14 protein-coding genes and 1 pseudogene are annotated in these 15515 nt (G+C 74.2%); 11 read left to right on the top strand and 4 right to left on the bottom strand.

Annotated elements, in window-relative coordinates; all coding sequences use genetic code 11:
• The first annotated feature begins 13 nt into the window (after positions 1-13).
• Positions 14-1573: a bifunctional phosphoribosylaminoimidazolecarboxamide formyltransferase/IMP cyclohydrolase gene (gene purH / locus AC0IVP_RS03850; RefSeq protein ID WP_471754695.1), complete on the top strand. Its 1560-nt coding sequence runs from the start codon at positions 14-16 to the stop codon at positions 1571-1573.
• A gap of 69 nt (positions 1574-1642) precedes the next feature.
• Here the strand turns inward: purH and AC0IVP_RS03845 are convergent, their stop codons facing one another.
• The gene (locus tag AC0IVP_RS03845) at positions 1643-2434 is read right to left on the bottom strand and encodes a hypothetical protein (RefSeq protein WP_471754693.1); all 792 of its coding nucleotides are present in this window, start codon (positions 2432-2434) and stop codon (positions 1643-1645) included.
• A gap of 90 nt (positions 2435-2524) precedes the next feature.
• Here AC0IVP_RS03845 and AC0IVP_RS03840 point away from each other — a divergent pair, with 90 nt between their 5' ends.
• The 5 genes from AC0IVP_RS03840 (at position 2525) to AC0IVP_RS03820 (ending at position 6743) form a co-directional block, all read left to right on the top strand.
• The gene (locus AC0IVP_RS03840; protein ID WP_471754691.1) at positions 2525-3394 is read left to right on the top strand and encodes a bifunctional methylenetetrahydrofolate dehydrogenase/methenyltetrahydrofolate cyclohydrolase; all 870 of its coding nucleotides are present in this window, start codon (positions 2525-2527) and stop codon (positions 3392-3394) included.
• A gap of 5 nt (positions 3395-3399) precedes the next feature.
• Positions 3400-3708 carry a DUF3017 domain-containing protein gene (locus AC0IVP_RS03835; protein ID WP_082556466.1) on the top strand — a complete coding sequence of 103 codons (309 nt, stop codon included), beginning with the start codon at positions 3400-3402 and terminating at the stop codon, positions 3706-3708.
• A 47-nt stretch (positions 3709-3755) separates the two neighbouring features.
• Positions 3756-4709: a malate dehydrogenase gene (locus tag AC0IVP_RS03830; protein WP_056289014.1), complete on the top strand. Its 954-nt coding sequence runs from the start codon at positions 3756-3758 to the stop codon at positions 4707-4709.
• A 48-nt stretch (positions 4710-4757) separates the two neighbouring features.
• Entirely contained in the window at positions 4758-5972 is a 1215-nt protein-coding gene (locus tag AC0IVP_RS03825) for an NADP-dependent isocitrate dehydrogenase (protein ID WP_471754689.1), read from the top strand.
• 456 nt (positions 5973-6428) lie between these two features.
• Entirely contained in the window at positions 6429-6743 is a 315-nt protein-coding gene (locus tag AC0IVP_RS03820) for a hypothetical protein (protein WP_471754687.1), read from the top strand.
• 39 nt (positions 6744-6782) lie between these two features.
• Here the strand turns inward: AC0IVP_RS03820 and AC0IVP_RS03815 are convergent, their stop codons facing one another.
• Positions 6783-7511: a CAP domain-containing protein gene (locus tag AC0IVP_RS03815; RefSeq protein ID WP_471754685.1), complete on the bottom strand. Its 729-nt coding sequence runs from the start codon at positions 7509-7511 to the stop codon at positions 6783-6785.
• 307 nt (positions 7512-7818) lie between these two features.
• On the opposite strand from AC0IVP_RS03815, the gene AC0IVP_RS03810 reads away from it, so the two are divergent.
• Entirely contained in the window at positions 7819-9156 is a 1338-nt protein-coding gene (locus tag AC0IVP_RS03810) for a hemolysin family protein (protein WP_056289002.1), read from the top strand.
• Positions 9157-9207: 51 nt separating this feature from the next.
• Here the strand turns inward: AC0IVP_RS03810 and galE are convergent, their stop codons facing one another.
• Positions 9208-10161: a UDP-glucose 4-epimerase GalE gene (galE, locus tag AC0IVP_RS03805; RefSeq protein WP_471754683.1), complete on the bottom strand. Its 954-nt coding sequence runs from the start codon at positions 10159-10161 to the stop codon at positions 9208-9210.
• A 37-nt stretch (positions 10162-10198) separates the two neighbouring features.
• Between galE and hisC the strand changes: the two genes are divergently transcribed.
• The 4 genes and pseudogenes from hisC to AC0IVP_RS03785 all read left to right on the top strand — a co-directional run.
• Positions 10199-11323, top strand: a complete 1125-nt coding sequence (hisC, locus tag AC0IVP_RS03800; RefSeq protein ID WP_471754681.1) for a histidinol-phosphate transaminase — start codon at positions 10199-10201, stop codon at positions 11321-11323.
• Between the two features lie 56 nt (positions 11324-11379).
• Entirely contained in the window at positions 11380-12399 is a 1020-nt protein-coding gene (gene trpS, locus AC0IVP_RS03795; protein ID WP_056288993.1) for a tryptophan--tRNA ligase, read from the top strand.
• Between the two features lie 19 nt (positions 12400-12418).
• Complete coding sequence (locus AC0IVP_RS03790) at positions 12419-13009, top strand: 2'-5' RNA ligase family protein (RefSeq protein WP_471754679.1); 591 nt, start codon at positions 12419-12421, stop codon at positions 13007-13009.
• A 43-nt stretch (positions 13010-13052) separates the two neighbouring features.
• A pseudogene (locus tag AC0IVP_RS03785) lies at positions 13053-13943 on the top strand (YihY/virulence factor BrkB family protein); the annotation flags it as partial.
• A 106-nt stretch (positions 13944-14049) separates the two neighbouring features.
• On the opposite strand, the gene AC0IVP_RS03780 reads toward AC0IVP_RS03785, so the two are convergent.
• Positions 14050-15465 carry a D-alanyl-D-alanine carboxypeptidase family protein gene (locus AC0IVP_RS03780; RefSeq protein ID WP_471754677.1) on the bottom strand — a complete coding sequence of 472 codons (1416 nt, stop codon included), beginning with the start codon at positions 15463-15465 and terminating at the stop codon, positions 14050-14052.
• Positions 15466-15515: the final 50 nt, after the last annotated feature.

The following is a 15515-nucleotide window of genomic DNA, read 5'->3' as shown; positions in this document are numbered from 1 at the left end:
CGAGAGCACCCCGATGAGCGACCGCACCCCCGTCCGCCGCGCCCTGCTCGGTGTCTACGACAAGACCGGGGTCGAGGAGCTGGCCCGTGGCCTGGCCGACGCCGGGGTCGAGCTGGTGAGCACCGGGGCCACCGCCGCCCGGATCGCCGCCGCCGGCATCCCGGTCACGCCCGTCGAGCAGGTCACCGGCTTCCCCGAGTGCCTGGACGGGCGGGTCAAGACCCTGCACCCGGCCGTGCACGCCGGCATCCTGGCCGACCGCCGCAAGCCCGACCACGTCCGCCAGCTCGACGAGCTCGGCATCGCCGCCTTCGACCTGGTCGTGGTGAACCTCTACCCGTTCAGCGAGACCGTCGCCTCCGGGGCCACCCCCGACGAGTGCGTGGAGCAGATCGACATCGGCGGGCCGGCGATGGTCCGCGCCGCCGCCAAGAACCACCCCTCGGTCGCCGTCGTCGTCGACCCGGCCCGGTACGCCGACGTCCTCGACGCCGTCCGGGCCGGCGGGTTCGAGCTGGGCCAGCGGCAGCGCCTGGCCGCCGCGGCCTTCCGGCACACCGCCGCCTACGACACCGCCGTCGCCTCCTGGATGGGGACGACGCTGGCCCCCGACGACGAGACCGGCTTCCCCGCCTGGTGGGGCGGGTCCTGGGACCGCGCCGACGTGCTGCGCTACGGGGAGAACCCGCACCAGGCCGCGGCGCTCTACCGCACCGCCGGGACGGCGACCGGGCTCGCGCAGGCCGAGCAGCTCCACGGCAAGCCGATGTCCTACAACAACTACGTCGACACCGATGCCGCCCGCCGGGCCGCCGCCGACCACGACGAGCCCTGCGTCGCGATCATCAAGCACGCCAACCCCTGCGGGATCGCCACCGGCCACGACCTGGCGCAGGCCCACCGCAAGGCGCACGCCTGCGACCCGGTGTCGGCCTTCGGTGGCGTGATCGCCGTCAACCGTGAGGTCGACCTGTCCACCGCCGAGCAGATCGCCGAGGTGTTCACCGAGGTCGTCGTCGCGCCGTCCTTCACCGAGGACGCGCTGGCCGTGCTGACCCGGAAGAAGAACATCCGGCTGCTGCGGCTGCCCGAGGGCGCCGGCACCGACGCAGTCGAGCTGCGCCCGATCAGCGGCGGACTGCTCGTCCAGCAGCCCGACCGCATCGACGCCGCCGGCGACGACCCGACCACCTGGACGCTGGCCACCGGCGACCCGGTCAGCGCCGACACCCTCGACGACCTCGTCTTCGCCTGGCGTGCGGTGCGCGCGGTGAAGTCCAACGCCATCCTGCTCGCCGCCGACGGCGCGACCGTCGGGGTCGGCATGGGCCAGGTCAACCGGGTCGACGCCGCCCGCCTGGCCGTCCAGCGGGCCGGGGAGCGGGCCACGGGCTCGGTCGCCGCCTCCGACGCGTTCTTCCCCTTCGCCGACGGCCTGCAGGTGCTGCTGGAGGCCGGGGTCACCGCGGTCGTCCAGCCCGGTGGGTCGGTCCGCGACGAGGAGGTCACCGCAGCCGCCGCGGCAGCCGGCATCGCGCTCTACCTCACCGGCACCCGGCACTTCGCGCACTGAGAGAGGACCCGGCTGCCCCTCACGACGCTCTCCGCGCGCCGTGGGGGGCAGCCGGGCCGTCCCAGCACGTCACCCGGCGTGCTTCCGCCCGGTCAAGGCGGCCTTGAGGGCGCCCAGCAGGCCCAGGCCGGCGACGGCGAGGGCGAAGGAGAAGCCGATGTCGTAGTCGGCGAGGTCCCAGCCGGTGTCGGCCAGGGGCACCAGGACCCCGGCCAGCACGGCCAGGGCGACCAGGAGTGCGAGCACGCCGAGGAACCGGTGCGACTTGGCGGGGACCAGCAGCAGCAGGCCGAGCAGGAAGAGCACCCCGCCGCCGAACAACACGGCCAGCGGCTGCCACAGGCCGGCGTCGAACACGCCCGTCCAGTCGGTGGCCAGCTGGTCCAGGCCGTCGCGCAGCAGGTCCAGCCCGGTGCGGCCCTCCGGCGTCCACGGCAGCAGCAGGCTGATGCCCGCGGCGACCCCGGCCAGCAGCAGCAGGAACGCCGCGACCGAGTCCGCCCGGCGGACCGCGACCGGTTCGGTGGACCAGGCCGGGGTGGTGCGGTCGACGTCGGAGTCCGGGTGCCAGGTGGTGCGCTCGGGCGCCGGGTCGGTGGGCACGTGCGCGGCGCGGGTCGTGCCCGGCAGCGTCTCGTCGCGGTGCCGTTCGGGGAGCGGGTGCACCGCGGTGGTCTGCTCGGCGACCGGGTCCCGGGGCGGGGTGTGGTCCACCCGCGTCTGGTCGACCCGGGTGCGGTCCTCGGGGCCGGCGTCGGCGCGCGGGGCGGGGTCCACCGGTGCCGGGGACGCACCGACCGGACGGGTCGGGTCCGCGGCACTGCCGGTGGCGCCGGTCGGCTGGGGGCGGGGCTCGGTCATCGGGTCTCCTCTGCAGATCCCGCGGCGGGGGAGCGCCGCTCCTGCGCGGACGAGCTTATGGGCGCCCGGTCCGTGCGGCAGACTGGCGCGGTGACCGCATCCCGACTCGACGGCAAGGCCACCGCAGCGGCGATCCGCACCGAGCTCACCGAGCGGGTGGCCGCCCTCGCCGCGGCCGGCCGGCGCCCGGGTCTGGGCACCCTGCTGGTCGGGGACGACCCGGGCAGCCGCTGGTACGTCAACGCCAAGCACTCCGACTGCGCCCAGGTCGGCATCGCCAGCATCCAGCGGGAGCTGCCCGCCGACGCCACCGAGGCCGACGTGCTGGCCGTCGTCGCCGAGCTCAACGCCGACCCCGCCTGCACCGGCTACATCGTCCAGCTCCCACTGCCCCGCCAGGTGTCCGAGGCCGCCGTCCTCGCCGCGATGGACCCGGCCAAGGACGCCGACGGCCTGCACCCCACCAACCTCGGCAAGCTCGTGCTGGGCGTCCCCGGCCCGCTGCCGTGCACCCCGCTGGGGATCGTGGAGATCCTCCGCCGGCACGGCGTCGAGCTCGCCGGCGCCGAGGTCACCGTCGTCGGCCGCGGCGTCACCGTCGGCCGCCCGCTGGGCCTGCTGCTCACCCGGCGCAGCGAGAACGCCACGGTCACCCTCTGCCACACCGGGACCCGTGACCTCGCCGTCCACACCCGGTCCGCCGACGTCGTCGTCGCCGCCGCCGGGGTGCTGGGCCTGCTGACCGCCGACATGGTCAAGCCCGGTGCCGCCGTCCTGGACGTCGGGGTCAGCCGGGTCGACGGCAAGATCGCCGGTGACGTGGCCGCCGACGTGTGGGACGTCGCCGGCTGGGTCGCGCCCAACCCCGGCGGGGTCGGGCCGATGACCCGGGCGATGCTGCTGTCCAACGTGGTGGCCCTGGCCGAGCAGGCCCAGGCTCCCGCCGTCGTCGTCGGCTGAGCGTCGTGCCCACCGTCACGCGGACCCCGCTGTACCTCCGGCGGCCGGTGCTGGCCGGGGTGCTGCGGCAGCTGCCCCTGACCGTCGTGCTCCTGGTGGTGGCAGCCGGCCTGCTGAGCGTGACCGGTGGCAACTGGCGGCGCGGTCTGGTGCTGATGGGCCTGGCCCTGGTGGTCGCCGCGGTCCTGCGGATGCTGCTGCCGGTGCGCCGGGTCGGGTTCCTCGCCATCCGCAGCCAGACCACCGACGTCGTGCTGAGCCTGGGTGCCGGGCTGCTGCTCACCGGCGTCGCGCTGGCCATCCCCGCGGTGTGAGCGCCCCGGCGGGCACGGAACCCCTGATCGCCGCTAGGTTTGGCGCCATGGCAGCGCAGCCCCGTACTGGCAAGGTCACCGTCGTGGGCGCCGGTTTCTACGGCTCCACGACCGCTCTGCGTCTCGCGGAGTACGACGTGTTCGACACCGTCGTGCTCACCGACATCGTCGAGGGCAAGCCCGAGGGCCTGGCCCTCGACATCAACCAGTCCCGGTCCATCGAGGGCTTCGAGACCGAGGTCGTCGGCGTCGGCGGTGGCTCCTACGAGGGCACCGAGGGCTCCGACGTCGTCGTCATCACCGCGGGCCTGCCCCGCAAGCCCGGGATGAGCCGGATGGACCTCATCGAGACCAACGCCGGCATCGTCCGGCAGGTCGCGGAGAACGTGGCGCGGACCTCGCCGGACGCCGTGGTGATCGTGGTCAGCAACCCGCTGGACGAGATGACCGCGCTGGCGCAGCTGGCCACCGGGTTCTCCACGAGCAAGGTGCTGGGCCAGGCCGGGATGCTGGACACCGCCCGGTTCACCGACAACGTCGCGCGCGAGCTCGGCGTCCCGGTGGCCTCGGTGCGCACGCTGACCCTGGGCAGTCACGGCGACACCATGGTCCCGGTCCCCAGCCGGTGCACCGTCGACGGCAAGCCGCTGTCCGAGGTGCTGGCCGCCGACCGCATCGCCCACCTGGTGGACCGGACCCGCAACGGCGGCGCCGAGGTCGTGGCGCTGCTCAAGACCGGTTCGGCCTACTACGCGCCGTCCGCGGCCGCGGCCCGGATGGCGAAGGCGGTCATCGAGGACTCCGGTGCGGTCATGCCGGTGTGCGCGTGGGTCGACGGCGAGTACGGCATCTCCGGGGTGTACCTGGGGGTGGAGGCCGAGATCGGCCGCGGTGGCGTGCGCCGCGTGGTCGAGGGCGACCTGACCGACGACGAGCTGGCCGGGCTGCGTGAGGCAGCCGAGGCCGTACGAGCCAAGCAGGCGGACATCGCCGACATGTGAGAGCCGACCCCTGACGGGTCGGTCCCCAACAGAGAGGGACAGCGTTTCGTGAGCAAGATCAAGGTGCAGGGCAAGGTCGTCGAGCTCGACGGCGACGAGATGACCCGGATCATCTGGCAGTTCATCAAGGACGAGCTGATCCTCAAGTACCTCGACGTCGACCTCGAGTACTACGACCTGGGCATGGAGAACCGCGACGCCACCGACGACCAGGTGACGATCGACGCGGCCAACGCCATCAAGGAGCACGGCGTCGGCGTCAAGTGCGCCACGATCACCCCGGACGAGGCGCGGGTCGAGGAGTTCGGCCTCAAGCAGATGTGGCGCTCGCCCAACGGGACGATCCGCAACATCCTCGGCGGCGTCATCTTCCGCGAGCCGATCATCATGCAGAACGTGCCGCGCCTGGTGCCGGGCTGGACCAAGCCGATCATCGTCGGCCGTCACGCCTACGGCGACCAGTACCGCGCCACCGACTTCAAGTTCCCCTCCGCGGGCACCCTGAAGGTCGTCTTCACCCCCGAGGACGGCGGCGAGACCATCGAGCGCGAGGTCTTCCAGGCCCCGTCGGCCGGCATCTCGCTGTCGATGTACAACCTCGACGACTCGATCCGGGACTTCGCCCGGGCCTCGCTGAACTACGGCCTGGCCCGCAACTACCCGGTGTACCTGTCGACCAAGAACACGATCCTCAAGGTCTACGACGGCCGCTTCAAGGACATCTTCCAGGAGGTCTTCGACGCGGAGTTCGCCGACAAGTTCGCCGCCGCCGGGATCACCTACGAGCACCGCCTGATCGACGACATGGTCGCGGCCAACCTCAAGTGGGAGGGCGGCTACGTCTGGGCGTGCAAGAACTACGACGGTGACGTGCAGTCCGACACCGTGGCGCAGGGCTTCGGCTCGCTGGGCCTGATGACCTCGGTGCTGGCCACCCCGGACGGCAAGACCGTCGAGGCCGAGGCCGCGCACGGCACGGTCACCCGGCACTACCGCCAGCACCAGGCCGGCAAGGAGACCTCGACCAACCCCATCGCGTCGATCTTCGCCTGGACCCGGGGCCTGGCCCACCGCGGCAAGCTGGACGGCACCCCCGAGGTCACCGAGTTCGCCGAGACCCTCGAGCGCGTGTGCATCGAGACCGTCGAGGGCGGCCAGATGACCAAGGACCTCGCCCTCCTCATCGGCAAGGACGCCCCCTGGCTGACCACCCAGGACTTCCTCGCCGCGATCGACACCAACCTCCAGAAGGCCATGGCCTGACGCAGGCGCTCCACGCGACGGCCCCCTCGACCCCCGCGGTCGAGGGGGCCGTCGCGCGTGCTGGGTCTCTCGACCGCCGACCAGCTCCGCAGCTCTGCGTGGCGGCGGCTCTTCCGAGGCGTCCACGTCGATGCCGCGGTGCCGGACACGCGCGGTGTCCGGGTCGCAGGCGCTCGCCTGCTGCTCCCACCGGCCGGGGTGCTCAGCGGCCGCAGCGCCGCGTGGCTGCTCGGGGTGGGTGAGGCGGCGGGCCCGGGACGCCGGTGCAGGTCACCGTCCCCCGTGCCCACCGGTTCGGTCCGGTGACCGGCCTGGTGATCCGGCAGGCGGAGATCCCCGGGGCCGAGGTCGCCGTGACCGGTGGCGGTCGGCGCACCACTGCCCTGCGGACGGCGTGCGACCAACCGACTGCCGAGGCGGTCGCGCTGCTCGACGTCCTCCTCTCCCGGGGGGCTCGTGCGACCGGCCGAGCTGCGGGCCCGCGTCGCAGCGGCCGGGGCCGGTCCCGGTTGGCGGCGGGCCGAACTGGCGGTGGGACTGGCCGACGCGCGCGCCGCGTCGCTGCCCGAGTCGCTGCCCGAGTCGCGGACGCGGGTGCACCTGGCGCTGGCCGGACTGGTCGCCGTCCCGCAGTTCGAGGTCCGGGATGACGAGGGTCGCTGGCCGGCGCGGGTCGACCTCGCCTTCCCCGAGCTGCGGGTGGCCCTGGAGCACGACGGCGCCTGGCACGGCGTACCCGGTCAGCTGGCGGAGGACGGGAGCGGGGCCTGACGAGGCGCCTGGGGCCCGATGTCCCCGAGACCGGGGTGGTCAGCGACCGAACAGCTGGGTCCACCAGGGGCCACCGGGGCCCTGGACCACGCCGGTGCCCAGGCGGGTGTTGTCGCAGTCGAGGATGTTGTCGCGGTGGCCCTGGCTGGCCATCCAGCCGGCCATCACCGACGCCGCGTCGCCGTAGCCCTTCGCGATGTTCTCACCGCTGGCACCCGACACCCCGGCCGCGGCTGCCCGGTCCCAGGGGCTGAGCCCGTCGGGCGTGGTGTGGCTGAAGTACCCGCGGTCGCGCATGTCGGCGCTGTGCGCCCGGGCCACGGCGGCCAGACCGGTGTCGGCGACGACCGGCCCGCAACCGGCCGCGGCGCGCTCGGCGTTCACCAGGTCGAGCACGGCACCCTCGAGTCCCGGGTCACCGGCCGGTGCGGGGGCCGGTGCAGGCGCGGCTGCCGGTGCCGGTGCCGGTGCAGGCGCCGGTGCCTCCACCGGCGGGGGAGCGGCCGCAGAGCCGGCGGCGGCGGGCGGCTCGGTGGTGGTGGGCGCCGCGGTGGTGGGGACGGCCTCCGTCGTCGTCGCGGCCGTCGTCTCGGCGGTCGTCGTGGGCGGCGGTGTCGGGACGGTCGTGGACGTGGCCGCGGACGACGTGGTGGCCCGGCTGGTGGTCGAACCTGCCGCCGCGGCCGGGGTCGCGTCCGTGGACCCGGGCACGAGCCACAGCACGCCGCCGATCAGGGCGAGCACGGCGAGGGCGACGACGGCGGGCACCCAACGCCGCCGGGACCCCGTCCTGAGCAGGGAGCCGAGGCTGCGGGCGGAGCGCCGAGGGCGGGGTCTGCCGGGTCCGGTCATGGGGGTGGACCGTAACCGTGTGCGGAGCGTGTGCACCCTCGGTGACGCAGAGCGACGGGCGTGGCCGGCAGGCCCGTGACCAGCAACACCTGTGGAACGCGGGTGCCTGTCCGGCCGTTGCTGGGTGGACCGTCCGTCCTGGACACGGGACCCTGGGGCCTGCTCCGCAGCGCACGACACCCCGTCCCGCACCCGCCCCGAACCACAGAGGAGCACGCCGCCGGTGAGCGACGTCTGGCTCAACATCGTCATGGTCGTCGTCTTCGTGCTCATCGGGGGGGCCTTCGCCGGTGCGGAGATCGCCCTGGTCTCGCTGCGCGAGTCCCAGGTCCGCGCGCTGGGGGAGAAGGGCAAGCGCGGCACCGCGCTGACCAAGCTGCTCAGCGAGCCCAACCGGTTCCTGGCCGCGGTGCAGGTCGGCGTCACCCTGGCCGGCTTCTTCTCCGCCGCCTTCGGTGCCAGCACGCTCTCGGCACCGCTGGGGGAGTGGCTGGTCTCCGTCGGGCTGACCGAGGGGGTGGCGGACCCGTTGAGCTTCGTGCTGGTGACGATCGGGATCAGCTACCTGTCCCTCGTCGTCGGTGAGCTGACCCCCAAGCGCCTGGCCCTCCAGCGGGCCGAGGGCTTCTCCCTCGTCGTCGCCGGGCCGCTGAACCGGATCGCCACCGCGTTCCGGCCGGTCATCTGGCTGCTGTCGCGCTCCACCGACCTGCTGGTCCGGCTGCTGGGCGGGGACCCCAAGCAGAGCGGGGAGTCGATCAGCCAGGAGGAGCTGCGCGACCTGGTCGCGGCGCACGAGTCGCTGTCCAGCGACGAGCGCCGGCTCATCGACGAGGTCTTCCGCGCCGGTGACCGGGAGGTTCGCGAGGTGATGACCCCGCGCACCGAGGTCGACTTCCTGGAGGCCTCCACGACTGCCAGCCGCGCGGCCAAGCAGGTCGCGGAGTCCAGCCGCAGCCGCTACCCCGTCGTCGGCAAGAGCCAGGACGACGTCGTCGGCTTCGTGCACGTGCGCGACCTGTTCCTGCCCAACCACCCGGCCGGGCGGGCGGCGACCGTCGGGGACCTGGCGCGCGAGGTCAAGCAGCTGCCCGGCACGGCCGGGGTGCTGACCGCGCTGTCGGAGATGCGCAAGGAGAGCCAGCACCTGGCGATCGTCGTCGACGAGTACGGCGGCACCGACGGCATCGTGACGCTGGAGGACCTCATCGAGGAGGTCATCGGCGAGATCTACGACGAGTACGACGAGGACGCCGCCCCCGAGACCGACGACCCCGCCGAGGGCCCGCACGACGTCGAGGGCCTGCTGAACCTGGACGACTTCGCCGAGGCCACCGGCCTGCACCTGCCCGAGGGGCCCTACGAGACGGTGGCCGGCTGGGTGCTGGCCGAGCTGGGCCGCATCCCCACCGTCGGGGACTCCGTCGAGGTGGAGGGCCGGGAGCTCACCGTCACCGAGCTCGACGGACGGCGGATCGCCCGGCTCAGCGTGTCCCCGGCGCCGCCGCCGGAGATCGACGGCGAGACCCTGCGCGCGGGCGCGGCCGCCACCGAGCGCTGACGACACGGGCCCCGGCGCAGCAGCGCCGGGGCCCGTGGTGGTCGGGAGGGGTCAGGCCGGGCGGGCGAGCTCCCAGGCGTCGCGGACCATCGTGGTCAGCTCGGCGTGCTGCGGGGTCCAGCCCAGGTCCGCCCGGATGCGCGCCGAGGAGGCGACGAGCTGCGCGGGGTCCCCGGCCCGCCGGGCGCCGACGACGACGGGCACCGGGTGCCCGGTGACCTCGCGGACGGCGTCGACGACCTGCTGCACGCTGAACCCGGTGCCGTTGCCCAGGTTGTAGACCCGGTGCTCACCCGGCGCCGGCGCCGGCAGGGCCAGCAGGTGGGCGTCGGCCAGGTCCAGCACGTGCACGTAGTCCCGGACGCAGGTGCCGTCGGGGGTCGGGTAGTCCTCGCCGTAGACGGTGATCGCGTCCCGGGTGCCGGCCGCGACCTGCAGTGCGATCGGGATCAGGTGGGTCTCGGTGGCGTGCCGTTCACCCCGGCCGTGCCCGGCGCCGGCGACGTTGAAGTACCGCAGGCTGACCGCGGCGAAGGAGTGCGCCACCGCGTAGGAGGTCAGCATGTGGTCGACGGCCAGCTTGGAGGCGCCGTAGGTGTTGGTCGGCCGGGTGGGGGCGTCCTCGGTGATCGGCACCGACTCGGGCTCGCCGTAGGTGGCCGCGGTGGAGGAGAAGACGATGCGCCGGCAGTCCACCGCCCGCATGGCCTCCAGCAGCGCCAGCGAGCCACCGACGTTGGTGTGCCAGTAGTCCTCCGGGGAGACCTGGCTGGCCCCGACCAGGCTCTTGGCGGCGAAGTGCAGCACCGCCTCGGGCCGGACGTCGGCCAGTACCGGGCCGGAGTCGTGCAGGGAGGCCCGGACCAGGGTCGCGCCGTCGGGGACGGCGTCGCCGTGACCGGTGGACAGGTCGTCCAGCACGGTCACCTCGTGACCGCCCCCCAGCAGGGAGGCCGTGACTACGCTGCCGATGTAGCCGGCTCCACCGGCGACCAGAACTCGCATGCGCACAGCCTGCCACCCACCGGAGGAGCTCGAGACCGTGGTCAGCCCCCGCCCCGCCGTGTCCGCCCTGCCCGTCTACCGGCCCGGTCGCAACCCGGCGGACCTGGCCCGCGAGATCGGCGTCCCGAGGGCGGTGAAGCTGGCCTCCAACGAGGTGGCGTTCCCGCCGCTGCCCGCCGTGGTCGCGGCCGTCACCGCCGCGGTGGGGGAGTCCAACCGGTACCCGGACAACGGCGCCGCCGTCCTCACCACGGCGCTGGCGCAGCGCTACGGCGTCGACCCCGGGCAGGTGGCGACCGGGTGCGGTGCGGTGACGCTGCTGCAGCAGGTTGCGCAGGCCTACAGCGAGCTGGGCACCAGCATGGTGTTCGCCTGGCGGTCCTTCGAGATGTACCCGCTGCTGGCCCAGGTCGCCGGTGCCGACGCCGTGCAGGTGTCGTTGACCGCCGGCGCCGAGGGCGGGGTGGCCGACACCCACGACCTGGACGCTCTGCTGGCCGCGATCGACGAGCGCACGCGCGTGGTGCTGGTCTGCAACCCGAACAACCCCACCGGGACGGCGGTCCGGCGGGCCGAGCTGGAGCGCTTCCTGGACGCCGTCCCCGCGTCCACCCTGGTGGTGCTCGACGAGGCCTACCGCGAGTTCGTCACCGACCCCGACGTGCCCGACGGCGTGGAGCTGATGCGCGGGCGGCCCAACGTCGCGGTGCTGCGGACGTTCTCCAAGGCCTGGGGCCTGGCGGGTCTACGGGTGGGCTACCTGCTCGCCGAGGACCCGGCTGTGGCCGAGGCCGTGCGCAAGACGCACGTGCCCTTCAGCGTCTCGATGGTCGCCCAGGCCGCCGCCGTCGCGGCGCTGGCCAGCGAGGACGAGGTGCGCCGCCGGGTGGCCGAGGTGACCGCCGAGCGCACCCGCCTGACCGCCGCACTGCGCGAGCGCGGGCACGTCCTGGCCGACAGCCAGGCCAACTTCGTGTGGCTGCCGGTGGGGGAGCGGACGGCCGCGCTGGCCGCGGCGCTGGAGGCCCGCGCCGTCATCACCCGGCCCTTCGCCGGGGAGGGGCTGCGGGTGACCGTGGGCACCCCGGAGGAGGACGACGTCTTCCTCGAGGCGCTGGACGCGGTTGCCCCCGAGGTGCTGGGCGTCGGCTCTCCGGCCTGACCCGGTGGGACCGGTCCCGCGGGTCCGGGACCGGTGCGGGTGTGGCGCGTGGTTCGATGAGGGACGTGCCTGCCCCCCGCGTGCTGTCCGGCATCCAGCCGACGGCGGACTCCTTCCACCTCGGCAACCACCTGGGTGCGTTGCGGCAGTGGGTCTCCATGCAGGCCGACCACGACGCCTTCTACTGCGTGGTGGACCTGCACGCCATCACCGTCGAGCAGGACCCGGCGGTGCTGCGTCGCCGCACCCTGGTCTCGGCCGCGCAGCTGCTCGCGCTGGGCGTCGACCCCTCGCGCAGTGCGCTCTTCGTGCAGAGCCACGTCCCCGAGCACGCCCAGCTGGGCTGGGTGCTGCAGTGCCTCACCGGTTTCGGCGAGGCCGGTCGGATGACCCAGTTCAAGGACAAGTCCACCCGGCAGGGCACCGGGGGCACCAGCGTCGGGCTGTTCACCTACCCGATCCTGCAGGCCGCGGACATCCTGCTCTACCAGGCGCAGCGGGTGCCGGTCGGTGAGGACCAGCGCCAGCACCTGGAGCTCACCCGCGACCTGGCCACCCGGTTCAACAGCCGCTTCGGCGACACCTTCGTGCTGCCCGAGGCCTTCATCCCGCAGGGTGCGGCCAAGGTGCTGGACCTGCAGCAGCCGGACAAGAAGATGTCCAAGAGCCTGCCCGAGGCCGGCTGCGTGAACCTGCTCGACGACCCGAAGGTGACCGCCAAGCGGATCCGCAGCGCGGTCACCGACACCGGCCGCGAGGTCGTCTTCGACCCGCAGGACAAGCCCGGGGTGAGCAACCTGCTCACCATCCACTCGGCGCTGTCCGGGGAGACCGTGGCCGCCCTCGAGGAGCGCTTCGCCGGGCGTGGCTACGGCGACCTGAAGAAGGAGCTCGCCGACGTCGTGACCGACGCCTACGCCCCGGTCCAGGCCCGCACCGCCGAGCTGCTGGCCGACACCACCGAGCTCGAGCAGGTGCTCGCCGCCGGCGCCGCCAAGGCCCGCGCGGTCGCCGCCCCGACGCTGGCCACGGTGTACGACCGGATCGGCTTCCTGCGGCCCGTGGGGGCCCCGTGAGCACGGGGAGGGTGGTCCGGTGAGCCCGGTCCCGCGTCGTCACGACGACACGTTCGTCCCGCGTCGGGCCCGCCGCAGCACCGCCGACACCGCGGTGATCGGCGTGGTGGTCGACGTCCCCGAGCCGTGGGCGCAGCTGCTGGTGGAGTGGCGCACCAAGTGCGGGGACCCCCAAGCCAGCCTGGTCCCGCCGCACGTGACGCTGCTGCCGCCCACCGAGGTGCCGACCGCTGACCGCACCACCATCGCCGGGCACCTCGCCGAGGTCGCCCGCCGGCACCCGCCCTTCGACCTGCGACTGCGCGGCACCGACACCTTTCGGCCGGTCTCCGAGGTCGTCTACGTCGCCGTCGCCGCGGGCGTGCCCGACTGCGCGCAGATCGCCGCCGACGTGCGCAGCGGACCGCTGCAGCGGCCGCTGACGTTCCCGTACCACCCGCACGTGACCGTGGCCCACGACGTGCCCACCGACATGCTCGACATGGCCGCCGGCGAGCTCGCCGAGCTGGCCGCGGACTTCCGGGTCGAGCACTTCACCGAGTTCGAGCAGCTGCCCGACGGCACCTGGGCCGTGGCCCGCCAGTACCCGCTCACCGGTCCCACCCGCTGAGCCCGCCGGGCGCGGCCCACCCCCGGCTGCGAAGATCGGCCCGGTGACCACACCCGCGCCCGAGCAGCAGGGCAACGTGATCACCCGGCTGGTGGACCGCCTGCGCGACCAGCTGCACCACCAGCGCGCCCGCCACCCGTGGCTGGACCACGCCGTGCACGCCGGCGGCACGTACAACCGGGCCCAGGGCGACGTGCTGGCCTCCAGCGTCACCTATTACGCCTTCCTGGCGCTGTTCCCGGTCCTGCTGCTGCTGGCCTCCATCGCCGGTTTCGTGCTGGCCGGGTCCCCGCTGCTGCAGGTGCAGCTCATCGACGCCATCCGGGACGCGGTGCCCGGCGGCACCGGTGACTCGCTGGCCCAGGAGGTCACCCGGGCCATCGACAACCGCGGCACCACCGGCGTCATCGGGCTCGTCGGGTTCCTGTTCGTCGGCCTGGGCGCGATGGACAAGCTGCGGGTCGGCATGGACGTGGTCTGGCGCGGGCAGCCCGACCAGCCCGACTTCATCGGCGACCGGCTCAAGGACCTCGTCGTGCTGCTGGGCTTCGCCGTTGCGGGCATCACCTCGATCGCGCTGACCACCGGGACGACGGCCGCCTCGTCCTGGGTGCTGGACCTGCTGGGCGTCGACGAGGTGCCCGGCTTCTTCCTGCTCACCGCCGCGCTGGGCATCGGGCTGGCCCTGGTGGGGGACACCCTGGTGTTCCTCTGGGTGCTCAAGGGCGTGCCGAACACCCCCTACCGGGTCCGCGAGCTGCTGCCCGGTGCCGTCTTCGGCGCGGTGGGCTTCGAGCTGCTGAAGTTCCTGGGCGGCTACTACCTGCGCGTGCTGTCGGGCAACGTCACCGTCGCGGCGCTGGGCAGCTTCGTCGGCCTGGTCATCTGGATCAACGTGGTGGCCCGCTTCGCCTTCTTCACCGCCGCGTGGACGGCGACCCTGCCGGCCGTCGAGCACGCCGACACCGACGTCCCGCTCGGCCCGGAAGCCCCGACCCGGCTGCCCGACGTGGTGCTCGTGGACGAGCGCGGACGCGGACCTACGCCCTGGGTGCTGGCGGCCGGTCTGGTCGGGGTCGGCGCTGTGGTGGGGGCCGTCTCGTCGAGGGTGCTGCCCCGTCTGCGGGTGCGTCGCCCGGTCCGGGACGACGTCCCGACGGAGCGCTGAGCCCGGCGCCGACGGCCACCGGCCGCATGGCGCGACGTCGTCCGACGACGGTCGCGCCGACGATGGCGACCGCGCCGACGGCGAGCCCGATCGGCAGCAGCGGGGACTCCCCGTCGGTGGTGGACGCGGCCGACGCGGGGCTGGGGGAGACCGCCTCCTCGGCTGACAGCGAGCCGTCGGCGGGGGTGGCGGCCGAGGGCAGCGCCACCGGCTCGGTCTCCCCGGGGTCCACGAGACGGCCCAGCTGCGGGTCCCCGGCGTCCCCGCCCGGGGTGGCGAAGCCCCAGTCGAGCAGGCGCTCGGCCTGCTCGGTGGTGGAGACGGGGAAGCGCTCGGTCTGCATCAGGCTGACCACCAGGCGGCGCCCGTCGCGCTCGGCGGCGGCGACGAAGGTGTGCCGGGCAGCGTCGGTGAACCCGGTCTTCCCGCCCAGGGTGCCCGGGTACTCGGTGAGCAGGGTGTTCTGGGACTGGATCTGGTAGCCCTCGGTCAGCCCGGGGACGGCCGGCATCTGCGCGGTGCGGGTCTGCAGGACCGCCGCGGTCGTGGGGTCCTCCACCAGCTGGCGCATCACCAGGGCCAGGTCGTAGGGCGAGGAGCTCTGCCCGGCCACGTCCAGTCCGGACGGGGTGCCGGCGACGGTGTCCAGCGCGCCGATCCGCTGGGCGTTGGCGTTCATCGCGGCCAGCGTGGCCTCGACCCCACCGGCCGCGCGGGCCAGGGCGTTGGCCGCGTCGTTGCCCGACTGCATGACCAGGGCGTCGAACAGCAGTGACACCGGGTACTGGCCGCCGGCGACCAGCCCGACCCGGCTGCCCTCGACCGACTCGTCCTCGCGGGTGCCCTCGACGACGAGGGCGGGGTCCAGCTGGGGTGCCAGGGTGAGCAGCGTCAGGGTCTTGAGCGTGCTGGCCGGGTAGTAGCGGCCGTGCGGGTCCTGGGTGCCGAGCACCTCGCCGGTGTCCATGTCGGCGACCAGCCAGCCTCGGGCGTCGATGCCCTCGGGCAGTGCCGGGGCGCCGTCCACGGTGACCAGGCCGCGGGTGTCCAGGCCCTCCCCGCCGACCGTGCTGCCGTCGGGGGCGGTGCCCTGCGGCGGACCGCCGTCCGGGGGCGCGGTGGGGGTCGGGGCCGCCGGGTCGACGGTCAGCTGGGCCGCGCTGCCCGAGGCGTCCTCGGCCAGAGCGGCCGGTGCCGCGCCGAGGACGGCGAGGCCGGCGGCCAGGGTGAGGGCCAGCCCCTGGAGGACCGGGCGGGCCGTCCGCCCGGCGGGCAGCAGGGATCGCATGGGGGGTGACGTTAACCGCGGCGTCCTCGGGGCGGGGCCCGGCGCGCGTG

Source organism: Klenkia sp. AC732 (genome assembly GCF_979256525.1).
Note: the sequence above shows the minus strand (reverse complement) of the source record. Positions and strands in the feature narration are given on the sequence as shown.

Bases quoted from the DNA above. Each gene is read 5' to 3' on its own strand.
- AC0IVP_RS03845 (WP_471754693.1), bottom strand. From the start codon at position 2,434: ATGACCGAGCCCCGCCCCCAGCCGACCGGCGCCACCGGCAGTGCCGCG.
- trpS (WP_056288993.1), top strand. From the start codon at position 11,380: ATGAGGGACGTGCCTGCCCCCCGCGTGCTGTCCGGCATCCAGCCGACG.
- AC0IVP_RS03780 (WP_471754677.1), bottom strand. From the start codon at position 15,465: ATGCGATCCCTGCTGCCCGCCGGGCGGACGGCCCGCCCGGTCCTCCAG.
- AC0IVP_RS03830 (WP_056289014.1), top strand. From the start codon at position 3,756: ATGGCAGCGCAGCCCCGTACTGGCAAGGTCACCGTCGTGGGCGCCGGT.
- purH (WP_471754695.1), top strand. From the start codon at position 14: ATGAGCGACCGCACCCCCGTCCGCCGCGCCCTGCTCGGTGTCTACGAC.
- galE (WP_471754683.1), bottom strand. From the start codon at position 10,161: ATGCGAGTTCTGGTCGCCGGTGGAGCCGGCTACATCGGCAGCGTAGTC.